This is a genomic window from Streptomyces sp. NPDC098101 (assembly GCF_044760185.1).
Lineage (GTDB): Bacteria > Actinomycetota > Actinomycetes > Streptomycetales > Streptomycetaceae > Streptomyces.
In genome coordinates, this window is record NZ_JBIWAS010000012.1 from 1 (window position 1) to 12716 (window position 12716).

Below are 12716 nucleotides of genomic sequence, written 5' to 3' on the forward strand. Positions count from 1 at the left end.
CCCTCCGGTACGGGACCACGCGGCCCCTCGCCCGGCAGCCGCTCCGCCGGCCCCGGCGTTCACCGAACCCCCCGAGCACACCCGGGAACCCCCCCCCCCCCCCCCCGGGCCCCCGCCGGCGCCCCCCCGGCCCGCCCCCGCCCCCGCCCCCCCCGCCCCCCCCCCCCCCCCCCCCCCCTCTGTCCGGCCGGGCTCCCGCCCGCGCATCCCTCCGGGCATACGCAGGGTGTGGGGCGGCACCGCTGCCGGGGGGGGCCCCCCTTCTCCGTCCGTACGGACGCGGTCTCAGCCCAGCAGGCCGCCGATCGGGTTCCGGGCGCCGCCGTCCCCGCCGCCGCTCGTCGTCGAGCCGCTCTCCGACGGGGTGCCGGTCGAGTCGGTCGAGCCCGTGGAGCCGCCGCCCGACGTGCCGCCCGTACTGCTCGGGGTGTCGCTGGTGGACGGCGGGGGCTCCGGGTTCGACCGCGTGGGCGTGCGGTCGCCGGAGCCGCCGGTCCCGGTGCCGACGCCCTGCGTGGCCGTCGGGCGCTGCTCCTGCGTGCGGGTGGACTCGCGGGTCGGCTCGGTCGTGCGCTCCGTCGCCTCCCGGGTCCGCTCGCTCTTCGCGGGGGCCTCGGTCGCCGCCCCGGTGGTCGCGGCGGGGCTGGGCGGGGTGGACGCCGACCGGGAGGGGGCGTCGCCGCTCGGCTCCTGGAGGGGGCGGCCGGGCAGGTGGTTGATCGGGTCGTCGTTGGGGCCGGGGACGGTGACCATCTCGGTGGAGCGGACCGCGCCGCCGAGGACGGAGCCGATGAGCAGGGTGAGGCCGACGACGACGGCGGCGAGGAGGGTGCCGCGGCGCAGCACCCGGCGGCGCAGGTCGAGGAGGTCGGCGCGGGGGCCGAGGGTGCGCCAGGCCTCTCCGGCGAGGCGGCTGTCGACCGAGTAGACGGGGGCGCCGGCGATGAGCAGCGGCGACCAGGCGGCCAGGTAGATGATGTCGGCCGAGTCGTAGACCGGGACGCTCTTCCAGCTGACGGTGAGCAGCAGCGCGGCGGAGAGCAGGGCGCCGACGACGGCGGCGACCCGCTGCCAGAGGCCGAGGATGGTGAGGACGCCGACGACGACCTGGAGGAAGGCGACGGTGAGTCCGGCGCCGACGGGGTGCTGGAGGGCGAAGTCGCGGAGCGGCTCGGCGAGGGCCCAGGGGTGCAGGGAGTTGAGCCACTTCACCATGGAGCCGCGCTCGCCGCCGTCGAAGTAGACGGGGTCGCAGAGCTTGCCCATGCCCGCGTAGACCGAGATGAGGCCGAGGAAGACGCGGAGCGGGAGGAGGACGACGCCGAGGTTCATCCGGCGGCCGGGGTAGTAGGCGTGCCGGACGGAGTCCTGTCCGTGCCGCCGGTCGGCCCGGCCGGGCCGCGCCTCCTCGTCCCCGTACGCGTCCTCCGGCTCGGGCCGGGGCTCGTACAGGTCGTCGTAGGCGCCCTCGGCGCGCCGCATCGGCGGCAGCAGCGGCGCGGCCCCGGCGGGCACCACCGGGTTGGGCATGGTGTCGCCGACGCGCGGGATCGCCTGGGTGGCGCCCCCGTCCGGGCCGCCGACGGGTTCGAGGGTGGCGACGGAGGACTCGCGCACGGCCTGGAGCAGGCCGGTCGCGCCCGGCGTGGACTTCCCGGTCCACACGACGGGGCGCCGGCGCGGGCCGCCGCCCGCTCGGGCGCCGGCTCCGGACAGGGCTGCGGTACGGGCGCCGGCGGCGAACCTCGGCTGCGGGGCCGGCGCGAGCCGCACACGGAAGCTGGCGTGGTTCACGATCACCTGGGCGGGATCGGAATCCACCTTGACCATGCTCAGCGCGGGCTGATCGTCGAACCCCGGCCGGGGCGTTCTGGTGTCCACACTCATCTAACCGAGTGATCTGGGTTTAGGACACTGCCTTGACGGGCCGGAAATGTCCGAGACCCGTCAAGATCACGCCACGGCCGGGGCCGGGGTGCTCCCGGGGCCGGTGTCAGCCCCTGCGGCGGCGGGCCGCCTCGTAGAGGACGACACCGGCGGCGACACCGGCGTTGAGCGACTCGGCGCCGCCCGGCATCGGGATGCGGACGAGGAAGTCGCAGGTCTCGCCGACGAGCCGGGACAGGCCCTTGCCCTCGGAGCCGACGACGATGACGACCGGGCCGCCCAGCTCCTCCAGCTCGTGGACCTCGCGGTCGCCGTCGGCGGCGAGGCCGACGACCGTGACGCCGGCCTTCTGGTACTGCTCCAGACAGCGGGTCAGGTTGGTGGCGCGGGCGACCGGGGTGCGGGCGGCGGTGCCCGCCGAGGTCTTCCAGGCACCGGCGGTCATGCCGGCCGCGCGCCGCTCGGGCACGACGACGCCGTGGCCGCCGAAGGCGGAGACGGAGCGGACGACGGCGCCGAGGTTGCGCGGGTCGGTGACGCCGTCGAGGGCGACGATCAGCGGGTCGTCGTGGTCGTCGAACGCGGCCGTGACCAGGTCCTCGGGGTGCGCGTACTCGTACGGCGGGACCTGGAGGACGAGGCCCTGGTGGTTCAGGCCGTTCGTCATCCGGTCCAGCTCGGGGCGCGGCGCCTCCATGATGTGGATGTTGCCGCGGCCGGTGGCGAGGTTCAGGGCCTCGCGCACGCGCTCGTCGTTGTCGATGAACTGCTGGACGTACAGGGTCGTGGCGGGCACGCCGTCGCGCAGGGCCTCGTACACCGGGTTGCGGCCGACGACCATCTCGGACTGGCCCTTGCCGCCGCGGCGGGCGACGGGCTTGCGCTTGGCCGCCTGGCGGGCCATCGCGTTGGAGACGCGGTACGCCTTGTGGCCCTTGCGGTCCTCGGCCCGGGGCGTCGGGCCCTTGCCTTCGAGGCCCTTGCGCCGCTGGCCACCGCTGCCGACCGTCGCACCCTTCTTGTTCGACGTGCGGCGGTTCCTGCGCTGGCTGTTCCCGGCCATGACTACCTGTTTCCTCTGTGACGTGCGAAGTCTGTAACTGAAGTGTGCCGCCCGGAGGTCCGAGCGGCACGTCTTCTAACGGTTGCCCAGCGTCCAGCGGGGGCCGTCGGGGCTGTCCTCGATGGCGAGGCCGGACTGGTTGAGCTGGTCGCGGATCGCGTCCGCGGTCGCCCAGTCCTTCCTCTCGCGGGCCGACTCGCGCTGCTGGAGCACGAGCCGTACGAGGGTGTCGACGACGCCGTGGAGCTCCTCGCCGCCGCCGGACTCCTCGGCCCAGTGCGGGTCGAGGGGGTCCAGGCCGAGGACGCCGAGCATGGCGCGGACCTCGGCGAGGCGGGCGATGGCCTCGTCCTTGTCGTCCGCGGCGAGGGCGCTGTTGCCCTGGCGGACGGTGGTGTGGATGATCGCGAGCGCGTGCGGCACGCCCAGGTCGTCGTCCATGGCCTCGGCGAAGGCCGGCGGCACCTCGGCGGCGGGGGCGACGGGCGCCCCGGCCTTCTCGGTGGCGCGCTGGACGAAGCCCTCGATGCGGCCGAACGCCGACTCGGCCTCGCGCAGGGACTCCTCGCTGTACTCGATCATCGAGCGGTAGTGCGGGGTGCCCAGGTAGTAGCGGAGGACGATGGGCCGCCAGTTCTTCACCATCTCGGACACGAGCACGCTGTTGCCGAGCGACTTCGACATCTTCTCGCCGCTCATGGTGACCCAGGCGTTGTGCACCCAGTACTGGGCGAACGCGTCGCCGAAGGCCTTGGCCTGGGCGATCTCGTTCTCGTGGTGCGGGAAGATCAGGTCGAGGCCGCCGCCGTGGATGTCGAAGGCGGGGCCCAGGTATTTGTGGGCCATCGCCGAGCACTCCAGGTGCCAGCCGGGACGGCCGCGGCCCCAGGGGGTCTCCCAGTCGGGCTCGCCCGGCTTGGTCGCCTTCCACATGGCGAAGTCGCGGGGGTCGCGCTTGCCGGAGACGCCCTCGTCGGGCTGGCGCAGGTCGTCGATGTCCTGGTTGGACAGCTCCAGGTAGCCGGGGAAGGAGCGCACGTCGAAGTAGACGCTGCCGTCCGCCTCGTAGGCGTGGCCGCGCTCGATGAGCCCGCGCATCATCTCGATCATCTCGGGGACGTGCCCGGTGGCGCGCGGCTCGTAGGTCGGCGGCAGGCAACCGAGGGCGTCGTAGCCGGAGTTGAACGCGCGCTCGTTCTCGTACCCGATGGACCACCAGGGGCGGCCCTGCTCGGCCGCCTTGGTGATGATCTTGTCGTCGATGTCGGTGACGTTGCGGACGAAGGTGACGTCGTAGCCGCGGTACTCGAACCAGCGGCGCATGATGTCGAAGTTCAGCCCCGACCGGATGTGGCCGATGTGCGGGGCCGCCTGGACGGTGGCGCCACAGAGGTAGATCGAGACACAGCCCGGCGTGAGCGGGGTGAAGTCACGGATCTGCCGGGCGCTGGTGTCGTACAGGCGAATAGTCACCCCTCCAGGGTAGTGGGCGTGTGGTAGTGCCCCGCGACCTATTCCCGGCCACGGGACACGTTTTTCGCCTGTCCTACTCCTGTACGGGCTTCCGTACGGGGTACACCAGGGCGGTCGCGAGGGCGGCGAGGCCCTCGGCGCGGCCGGTGAGGCCGAGGCCGTCGGTGGTGGTGCCGGAGACGGAGACGGGCGCTCCGGCCGCCTCGCTCAGCGCCTTCTGCGCCTCGTCGCGCCGCTTGCCGACCTTGGGGCGGACGCCGACGACCTGCACGGCGATGTTGCCGATCTCGTACCCCTCGGCGCGGACGATCCGGGCGGCCTCGGCGAGCAGGGTGGTGCCGGAGGCGCCGGACCACTCGGGGCGCGAGGTGCCGAAGTGGGCGCCGAGGTCGCCGATCCCGGCGGCGGAGAAGAGCGCGTCGCAGGCGGCGTGGGCGGCGACGTCGCCGTCGGAGTGCCCGGCGAGTCCGTACCCGTCGCTCTCGGAGGCCTCCCAGAGGAGACCGGCGCACCAGAGTTCCCGGCCCTTCTCGAAGGCGTGCACGTCGGTGCCGATGCCGGTGCGGGGAAGGTTCATCGGCTCAGAAGCCATCGTTGGCCCTCCTGCGGGCGAGTACGGCCTCGGCGAGGACGAGGTCGAGGGGGCGGGTCACCTTGAAGGCCTCTTCGTGGCCGGGCACGACGACGACGGGCGCGCCGAGCTTCTCGACCATGCCGGCGTCGTCGGTGGCGCCCTCTCCGGTGAGGGCGACGGTGGCGTGGGCGTTCACGAGGGTGTCGTGGTCGAAGCCCTGGGGGGTCTGGACCGCGCGGAGGCGGGCGCGGACCGGAGTGGCGACGACCTGCTCGGGGTCGCCGGGCTTCTCCGCCGGCTCGACCTCCTTGACGGTGTCGGCCACGGGCAGCGCGGGGACGACGGCGACGGCCCCGTCCCGTACGGCCTCGATGACGGCGTCGACGGTGTCGACGGGGACGAGCGGGCGGGCCGCGTCGTGGACGAGGACGGTGGTGACGCCCTCGGGGAGCGCGTCGAGGCCGAGGCGCACGGACTCCTGGCGGGTCTCGCCGCCGGGCACGACCAGGTAGTCGGTGCGCTCGGGGAGGGCGTGGGCGTCGAGGAGGTTCTTGACCTCGGCGGCGCCTTCGGGGGGTGCGACCACGACGACGAGCGAGACCGCGCGGGAGGCGGCCATCGCGCGGACGGCGTGGATGAGGATGGGGGTGCCGCTCAGCGCGCGCAGCGCCTTGGGGGCGCCCGGGCCGAGGCGTACGCCCCGTCCGGCCGCCGGGATCACGACGGCGGTACGGGTGGGACGCGCTTCGTCTGACATCGGTTGCACTCCGGCAGGTTTGTTTCCGCGGCCGACATGGGTATGGCACTCACCGTGCCGGACGCACCGCCTTGACCGGGCCCTTTCCGTGACGACGGTCTGGGCGTTGCCGCCCGGCACGAGGGTCTTGCGCAGCGGGGTTCGACGTATCGGGTTCCGTGCGGGATGCCCCGCCCGTCGGGGTTCGGTTCGGGGGTTTCGTGCGCCCGCGCACGCGTACCGTACGCGGACATGCCGCAGCGCCCGGCGACAGCACTGTGTGGATCACAGCACGCCAGCGGGCACAGCGGCATCGCTTCACTTGAGGAACGCGCTCCGGTGTGGCCGGAACACGCTCAGGACGCGAGGACCTCGTCGAGGAGAGCCTCGGCCTTGTCCTCGTTCGTGTTCTCCGCGAGGGCCAGCTCGCTGACCAGGATCTGCCGGGCCTTGGCGAGCATTCGCTTCTCACCTGCGGAGAGACCGCGCTCGCGCTCACGCCGCCACAGGTCGCGCACCACTTCGGCGACCTTGATGACGTCGCCGGAGGCGAGCTTCTCCAGGTTTGCCTTGTAGCGACGGGACCAGTTCGTCGGCTCTTCGGCGTACGGCGCGCGCAGCACCTCGAAGACCCGGTCCAGCCCGTCCTGCCCGACCACGTCGCGGACCCCGACGAACTCCGCGTTGTCCGCAGGTACGCGGACCGTCAGGTCACCCTGCGCGACCTTGAGCACCAAGTAGGTCTTGTCCACGCCTTTGATCTGGCGAGTTTCGATGGCCTCGATCAGCGCGGCCCCGTGATGGGGATAGACCACGGTGTCGCCAACCTTGAACGTCATGTGACAGGTACCCCTTCCGTGGCTATCCAGAGTAACACGGATACGGCTTCTTCTGAATGGCGTTTTCGCAGGTCAGGGCATATCTCGGGGCTTGACAACAGCGACGCGGACGTGCTGCGGAGAGGTTCCGGAAGGGGGTATTCGCAGGTCGGAGCGGCTGTGCGGACGGAGAGAAACGCGCACGTTACACCTACTCGGGCCTCTGCGGAGAGGGAGTGATGTACCGGTTTGTCTGGTTCGGAGTGGCCTTCTTCACGTGCTCCGTTCGAGGATCGGTCACTCGTACGGATGCATCACGGGATGATTCCCGAAATTGATCAGCCGAGATCGGCCGACATCGGTCGGGGATTTTCCGGAGGGGCGGGTCCGGGGAATGCGCGGCGGCCCCCGAATTGATCAAGGCGGTTATGTGAACAACAGGTCAATGGGTCGCGATCCGGCCACGCGGAGCGACCGCGGCCGGCCTCCCGGGGGCGGCGGCACGGGGTGACCTCCGGGGAGCGCCCCGGGTGCGCCCCCGGCACGTCCCGGGTCCGCCTCCGGGTCCGCCCCCGAGTACGTCCCCGGGTACGTCCGGGGAAGGCCGGGGACGGGCGCGGGCGGTTAGGGGCGGGTCGGGTGCGGGACGGAGAGTGCGGCTCGGTAACCTAAGCGCGCTGACACGCCTTTGGTTGGCCTTTGACATCCACGTCCGTCCGTACGTCCTAGGAGATGCCGCCGCCGTGAGCCGCAGCCTTCGACGCGGCGCCCTCGCCGCTACCGCCATCGTGTTCTCCATCGCCGCGCTGTCCGCCTGTGGCGCGGGCAACAACGCGCAGACGCTCGGCGTCCGGCCCGACAACGCCGCCGTCACGGTGGACGACGTCAAGATCCAGAACGCTCTGCTGATCACGCAGCCCGAGATCGGCGTCAAGGGCCCGGCCGCCGTCTCGGCCACGGTCTTCAACAACGGCTCCCAGCCGCAGACCCTCGACGCGATCACCCTGCCGGGTACGAGCGCCACCGTGAAGCTGACGCCGGCCGGCGGCACCGGCGCGGTCACCGTCCCGGCCGGCGGCTCCGTCGTCATCGGCGGCGCGGGCAACGCCACCGCCGTGATCGAGAACGGCACCGAGTCCGCCCGTCTCGGCGACGCGCAGGACATCGTCTTCAAGCTGAGCAAGACCGGCGAGGTCGGCCTGGAGGCGTTCGTCGTCCCCGCGAAGAGCTACTTCAAGGAGTTCGGCCCGGAGGTCGTCCCCGCTCCCCCGGGCGCCACGCCGACCGCCTCCGCGACCCCGTCGGGCGAGGCCGGGCACGGCTCGGAGCACGGCGAGGACGCCGAGGCCGGTCACTGACCGTCGTACATACGCACGTGAAAGGGGCGCCCCCACCAGGGGGCGCCCCTTTCACGTGTCCGCACGGCGGATGGTCCTACGGCTCGAGCACCCTCCCCCGTGCGCCCCTCGCACCGCTCGGCCCCGGGGGGCCTCACAGGCTTCGGGACGCTGCGCCGGACTCCGTCCGGCCCGTCGGGCCGAGCCGCTCGTCCTACGGCTCGAACTTGTAGCCCAGGCCCCGGACCGTCACCAGGTAGCGCGGCGCGCCGGGGTCCGGTTCGATCTTGGCGCGGAGGCGCTTGACGTGGACGTCGAGGGTCTTGGTGTCGCCGACGTAGTCCGCGCCCCAGACGCGGTCGATGAGCTGCATACGGGTCAGGACGCGGCCCGCGTTGCGCAGCAGCATCTCCAGGAGGTCGAACTCCTTGAGGGGGAGGTCGACCTTGCCGCCGGAGACCGTGACCACGTGCCGGTCGACGTCCATGCGGACCGGGCCGGCCTCCAGGGCCGCCGGGGTGACCTCCTCCGGCTCGCCGCGGCGGCGGAGCACCGCGCGGATGCGGGCGACCAGCTCCCGCGAGGAGAAGGGCTTGGTCACGTAGTCGTCGGCCCCTATCTCCAGGCCGACGACCTTGTCGATCTCGCTGTCCTTGGCGGTCACCATGATCACCGGGACGTTCGAGCGGCCGCGCAGCTGGCGGCACACCTCGGTACCGGGAAGGCCCGGAAGCATCAGGTCGAGGAGGACGAGGTCGGCTCCGTTGCGCTCGAACTCGTCGAGGCCGTCGGGCCCGGTCGCCGCGACGGCGACCTCGAAGCCCTCCTTGCGGAGCATGTACGACAGGGCGTCGCTGAAGGATTCCTCATCCTCGACGACGAGCACTCGGGTCACGGAAGGACCTCCGGGGCGGGAAGCGGTTCGGTCATGAGATCGGGGGTGGGGGAGGCGGGCCGGCGGTCCCGTACGGAGCCCGCCTCGGGCAGCCGCAGGGTGAAGGTGGAGCCCTGACCCTCGGTGCTCCAGACGGTGACCTCCCCGCCGTGCGAGGCGGCCACGTGCTTCACGATGGCGAGACCCAGGCCCGTGCCGCCGGTGGCACGGGAGCGGGCGGGGTCGACGCGGTAGAAGCGCTCGAAGACGCGCTCCTTGTCCTTGTCGGGGATGCCGATGCCCTGGTCGGTGACGGCTATCTCGATGAGGTCGCCGCCGGGCGCGGCGATCTTGCGGGCCGCGATGCCGACGCGGGTGTGGGCCGGTGAGTAGTTGACGGCGTTCTCGACGAGGTTGCCGAGGGCGGCGGCGAGCTGGCCGCGGCTCCCCCAGACCCGCAGGTCGGCGGCGCCCCCGGAGACCATGGTGATCTGCTTGGTGGTGGCGGTGTGCCGGGAGCGGTCGATCGCCTCGGCGACCAGCTCGTCCACGGACACCGGCTCGGAGTCCTCCAGCGGGTCGTCGTTCTGCACGCGGGAGAGGTCGATCAGCTCCTGTACGAGGTTGGTGAGGCGGGTCGCCTCGATCTGCATCCGGCCGGCGAAGCGGGTGACCGCCTCGGGGTCGTCCGAGGCGTCCATGACGGCCTCGGAGAGCAGGGAGAGCGCGCCCGTGGGCGTCTTCAGCTCGTGGCTGACGTTGGCGACGAAGTCCCGTCGGACCGCCTCGATGCGCCGGGCCTCGGTGAGGTCCTCGACCAGGAGCAGTACGAGCCGGGAGCCGAGGGGGGCGACGCGGGCGGAGACGGCGAGGGCCTCGCCGCGTCCGGTGCCGCGCCGGGGCAGGTCCAGTTCGACCTGCCGTATCTCCCCGTCGCGGCGGGTGTCGCGGGCCATGTTGAGCATGGGCTCGACGGCCAGTTTGCCGCCCCGGACCAGACCGAGCGCGTACGCCGCCGAGCTGGCCTTCACCACGGAGTCGCTCTCGTCGAGGACGACGGCGGAGGAGCGCAGTACGGACAGCACGGTGTCGACGCCGGGCGGGAGCACGGCGTCGGTGTGCAGCGAGGTACGGGTGGGTCGCGTCTGGTCGCGTTCGCTCCAGCGGAACGCCAGCATGGCGATCACGCCGGTGCACACGCCGGCGATCGCTGCCAATGCGGCGACCGCCGCGTTCACGTCCATGCCTCAAGGTTATGCGGGCTCACGGACACTCTCCCAGCCGTCCGAGTGGCTGCTCGAACACTCGTCGCCCAGAGTTCACCGTGGAGATGCGGCCGGTTCACTTGCCCCGGAGGGCGCGGTGGCGTGCGTCGCCCAGAGTTCACCTGGGAGACGGGGGCGGTTCACACGAGGGGGTGGAACCGGACGCGTACGGGGCCGAACGTGGGAACGTGGGGTTCGGACCCCACCCGTACCCCGGAGCCTCCGGAGCCCCCGGGGACTCCGGAGCTTCGCAGCTTTGCGTAGAGAGGGACATCCATGCGGGACGCGTACCACGAGGAACTGGACTCGATCGGAGAGAGCCTGGTCGAGATGGCCCGGCTCGTCGGGTCGGCGATCGGGCGCGCCACGACGGCGATGCTCGACGCGGACCTGAAGCTCGCGGAGAGCGTGATCGCGGCGGACCAGAAGGTCGACGACCTCCAGCACGACCTGGAGGCGCGGGCGATAGCCCTGCTCGCCCGCCAGCAGCCGGTGGCGACGGACCTGCGGATCGTGGTGACCTCGCTGCGGATGAGCGCCGACCTGGAGCGCTCGGGCGACTTGGCGCAGCACGTGGCGAAGCTGGCGCGGCTGCGGTTCCCGGAGTCGGCGGTGCCGAGGGACCTGCACGCGACCATCCTGGAGATGGGGCAGCTGGCGCAGCGCCTGATGGCGAAGGCGGCGGAGGTCATCATCACGAAGGACGTCGACCTGGCGCTCCAGCTGGAGCAGGACGACGACGAGATGGACCTGCTGCACCGGACGCTGTTCCGGCACCTGATGGACGACCGGTGGAAGCACGGCATCGAGACGGCGGTGGACGTGACGCTGCTCGGCCGGTACTACGAGCGGTTCGCGGACCACGCGGTGTCGGTGGCGAAGCGGGTGGTGTACCTGGTGACGGGCGAGCACGCGGACGAGCTCCAGGCGGCGGACGCGCCGGTCGAGGGGGCGTAGGCCCCCGCCGGGGCGGCTCCGGGGGGCGCACGGGTGTGCGGGCTCCGGTGCGCCGTTGATGCGCCGGTCCGGGTGGGCATGGAATGGGGGGAGGCGATCCGCGCCTCGAAAGGGAGGGACCCCATGGCCGATTCCCCGATGACGACCGACTCCGGGCCGGAGCCGCCGCGCGAGGCGGTCCTGTTGCCCGTCCTCGGCGCCTGCGGCTGCGGCTCGGGCTGCGGCTGCGGCTGCCAGTCGGGTGCGCCGTGCCAGTGCGGGGGCTGCTCGGGCTGACGCGTACGGGAAGGGGTGCGGCGATCCGCACCCCTTCTCCCTCTTACTGGGGGCTTACTGGAGGTCGAGGACGCCGACGACCTGCTGTCCGCTCGTCTCCCCGGTGGTGCGGAAGCCGAGCCGGCGGTAGAAGGCGCCGGGGCCGTCGTCGCCGGGCGCCCAGGTCACGTACAGCCGCCGCGCGCCGCGCCGCCGCAGCTCGTCGGCGACGGAGAGGACGGCGAAGCGCCCGTACCCCTCGCCCTGCGCGTCGGCGGAGATGTTGAGCCGCCAGAGGCCGCTGCGGCGGTCGCCGGGGTCCTCCTCGCTCCACTGGAGGTCGAGGAAGGCCATGAGGAACCCGACGAGCCGGTCCCCGTCGAGGATCAGCCGGGGCCAGGCGGCCTCCCCGAAGGCGTAGGCCTCGGCGAGCGAGTGCGCGACGGGCGCGACGTTCCGCTCCTGGTGGGGGTGGACGCGCAGGCCGAGGGCGGCTTCGACGTTGGCGGGGGTGACCTTCTCCAGGCGGAGTGCGGTGCTGGACGTGCCGGTGCTCATGATCCGGACGCTAGCGGGGGCGTACGGATCCGTCGTGCGATTTAAGTCTCCGCATACGTCCCCACATACATCTCCGCTTACGTCTCCGCTTACGACTCCGCGCGGACGCCGCCCGCCGCTCCCGGACCGCCCTCAGATGTGGAGCTCGGGCGGGAAGCCGGTCCACCGGAGGTCGGCGGGGAGGTGGCCGGTGTCGTTGAAGAGGAGGACGGCCGGGGCCCGGCCGGGCGCGTAGCGGATGACGGTGAGCGCGGCGTTGGCCTGGTTGATGCCCATCCAGCGCCACTCCGGGGCGTCGAGGGCGGCCCGGACGAGCCAGGCGATGAGGAAGTTGTGGGTGACGACGAGCTCGTGGCGCGGCTCGTCCCCGGCGACGGGTCCGGTGAACAGCGCGAGGGCCTCCCGGGCCAGACCGGGGCCCTGCTCGCGCTCCTCGGCCGGGAAGAGGGCCAGGTGATCGAGCATGGCGTCGGCCGACTCCGGCGGCAGCTCCTCGCGGTGGGGCAGATAGGGGACGTAGTCCCCGGCCGGCGCGGAAGCCCGCAGGGGAACGCCGTCGAGCTGCTCCCGGACCAGCCGCGCCGTCTCCTCCGCCCGCGCGAGCGGCCCGTGATGGATCACCGCGAGCGGCGCCCCCCGAAGCCGCTCCCCGAGCAGAACGGCCTGCCGCCGCCCACCCTCCGACAACGCGCTCTCGTCCGGCAGGGCCTCACCGTGCCGCGCGAGATACAGATAGCGAGCGGCCGTTGCCGTCATGGACGCGTCCTCCGTCGGGATCGATGATCGTGTCACCGTGTGGACGGACGCGGGGGCGCGGCGGGCGGTTCCGGGGGCTACGGCCACCTCGTGCCGAGCGTCCGGGAGCACACGCGAAAAGTCGTGGCTGTCGTCTTCGAGGGCGCCTACGCTCCTGATCGCC

Annotated in this window: 13 protein-coding genes; 3 read left to right on the top strand and 10 right to left on the bottom strand. The window is 72.6% G+C overall.

What is annotated here, in order from left to right; translation table 11 throughout:
* Positions 1-285 precede the first annotated feature (285 nt).
* The 6 genes from ACIQVI_RS32360 to ACIQVI_RS32385 all read right to left on the bottom strand — a co-directional run bounded on the left by ACIQVI_RS32360 (position 286) and on the right by ACIQVI_RS32385 (position 6572).
* Entirely contained in the window at positions 286-1887 is a 1602-nt protein-coding gene (locus tag ACIQVI_RS32360; protein ID WP_351968921.1) for a DoxX family protein, read from the bottom strand.
* Between the two features lie 106 nt (positions 1888-1993).
* On the bottom strand, positions 1994-2950 hold the full coding sequence (gene rlmB, locus ACIQVI_RS32365; protein ID WP_351968922.1) for a 23S rRNA (guanosine(2251)-2'-O)-methyltransferase RlmB: 957 nt from the start codon (positions 2948-2950) through the stop codon (positions 1994-1996).
* Positions 2951-3025: 75 nt separating this feature from the next.
* Positions 3026-4423 (bottom strand): cysteine--tRNA ligase, encoded by a 1398-nt coding sequence (gene cysS / locus ACIQVI_RS32370; RefSeq protein WP_351968923.1) that lies wholly within the window; start codon positions 4421-4423, stop codon positions 3026-3028.
* A 73-nt stretch (positions 4424-4496) separates the two neighbouring features.
* Positions 4497-5015, bottom strand: a complete 519-nt coding sequence (ispF, locus tag ACIQVI_RS32375) for a 2-C-methyl-D-erythritol 2,4-cyclodiphosphate synthase (RefSeq protein WP_403602469.1) — start codon at positions 5013-5015, stop codon at positions 4497-4499.
* On the bottom strand, positions 5005-5754 hold the full coding sequence (ispD, locus tag ACIQVI_RS32380; protein WP_403602472.1) for a 2-C-methyl-D-erythritol 4-phosphate cytidylyltransferase: 750 nt from the start codon (positions 5752-5754) through the stop codon (positions 5005-5007). Before ispD ends, ispF begins: the two co-directional genes overlap by 11 nt.
* Before the next feature lie 335 nt (positions 5755-6089).
* A complete protein-coding gene (locus tag ACIQVI_RS32385) occupies positions 6090-6572 on the bottom strand; it encodes a CarD family transcriptional regulator (protein WP_003953493.1) in 483 nt (160 codons plus the stop codon).
* A 722-nt stretch (positions 6573-7294) separates the two neighbouring features.
* Between ACIQVI_RS32385 and ACIQVI_RS32390 the strand changes: the two genes are divergently transcribed.
* A complete protein-coding gene (locus tag ACIQVI_RS32390) occupies positions 7295-7909 on the top strand; it encodes a DUF461 domain-containing protein (RefSeq protein ID WP_351968926.1) in 615 nt (204 codons plus the stop codon).
* A 193-nt stretch (positions 7910-8102) separates the two neighbouring features.
* Here the strand turns inward: ACIQVI_RS32390 and ACIQVI_RS32395 are convergent, their stop codons facing one another.
* Positions 8103-8783 (bottom strand): response regulator transcription factor, encoded by a 681-nt coding sequence (locus ACIQVI_RS32395; RefSeq protein ID WP_017242433.1) that lies wholly within the window; start codon positions 8781-8783, stop codon positions 8103-8105.
* Positions 8780-10006, bottom strand: a complete 1227-nt coding sequence (locus tag ACIQVI_RS32400) for an ATP-binding protein (protein ID WP_351968927.1) — start codon at positions 10004-10006, stop codon at positions 8780-8782. Before ACIQVI_RS32400 ends, ACIQVI_RS32395 begins: the two co-directional genes overlap by 4 nt.
* A 297-nt stretch (positions 10007-10303) precedes the next feature.
* Between ACIQVI_RS32400 and phoU the strand changes: the two genes are divergently transcribed.
* The gene (gene phoU, locus ACIQVI_RS32405; RefSeq protein ID WP_030221245.1) at positions 10304-10984 is read left to right on the top strand and encodes a phosphate signaling complex protein PhoU; all 681 of its coding nucleotides are present in this window, start codon (positions 10304-10306) and stop codon (positions 10982-10984) included.
* A 123-nt stretch (positions 10985-11107) separates the two neighbouring features.
* On the top strand, positions 11108-11260 hold the full coding sequence (locus ACIQVI_RS32410; protein WP_202527725.1) for a hypothetical protein: 153 nt from the start codon (positions 11108-11110) through the stop codon (positions 11258-11260).
* Between the two features lie 54 nt (positions 11261-11314).
* On the opposite strand, the gene ACIQVI_RS32415 is transcribed toward ACIQVI_RS32410, so the two are convergent.
* The gene (locus ACIQVI_RS32415) at positions 11315-11797 is read right to left on the bottom strand and encodes a GNAT family N-acetyltransferase (RefSeq protein WP_403602478.1); all 483 of its coding nucleotides are present in this window, start codon (positions 11795-11797) and stop codon (positions 11315-11317) included.
* A 132-nt stretch (positions 11798-11929) separates the two neighbouring features.
* Positions 11930-12553: a histidine phosphatase family protein gene (locus ACIQVI_RS32420; protein ID WP_351968929.1), complete on the bottom strand. Its 624-nt coding sequence runs from the start codon at positions 12551-12553 to the stop codon at positions 11930-11932.
* Positions 12554-12716: the final 163 nt, after the last annotated feature.

Excerpts from the sequence above, each read along its gene's own strand:
- ACIQVI_RS32360 (WP_351968921.1), bottom strand. The coding sequence starts at position 1,887 with ATGAGTGTGGACACCAGAACGCCCCGGCCGGGGTTCGACGATCAGCCC.
- rlmB (WP_351968922.1), bottom strand. The coding sequence starts at position 2,950 with ATGGCCGGGAACAGCCAGCGCAGGAACCGCCGCACGTCGAACAAGAAG.
- ispF (WP_403602469.1), bottom strand. The coding sequence starts at position 5,015 with ATGGCTTCTGAGCCGATGAACCTTCCCCGCACCGGCATCGGCACCGAC.
- ispD (WP_403602472.1), bottom strand. The coding sequence starts at position 5,754 with ATGTCAGACGAAGCGCGTCCCACCCGTACCGCCGTCGTGATCCCGGCG.
- ACIQVI_RS32385 (WP_003953493.1), bottom strand. The coding sequence starts at position 6,572 with ATGACGTTCAAGGTTGGCGACACCGTGGTCTATCCCCATCACGGGGCC.
- ACIQVI_RS32400 (WP_351968927.1), bottom strand. The coding sequence starts at position 10,006 with ATGGACGTGAACGCGGCGGTCGCCGCATTGGCAGCGATCGCCGGCGTG.
- phoU (WP_030221245.1), top strand. The coding sequence starts at position 10,304 with ATGCGGGACGCGTACCACGAGGAACTGGACTCGATCGGAGAGAGCCTG.
- ACIQVI_RS32410 (WP_202527725.1), top strand. The coding sequence starts at position 11,108 with ATGGCCGATTCCCCGATGACGACCGACTCCGGGCCGGAGCCGCCGCGC.
- ACIQVI_RS32415 (WP_403602478.1), bottom strand. The coding sequence starts at position 11,797 with ATGAGCACCGGCACGTCCAGCACCGCACTCCGCCTGGAGAAGGTCACC.
- ACIQVI_RS32420 (WP_351968929.1), bottom strand. The coding sequence starts at position 12,553 with ATGACGGCAACGGCCGCTCGCTATCTGTATCTCGCGCGGCACGGTGAG.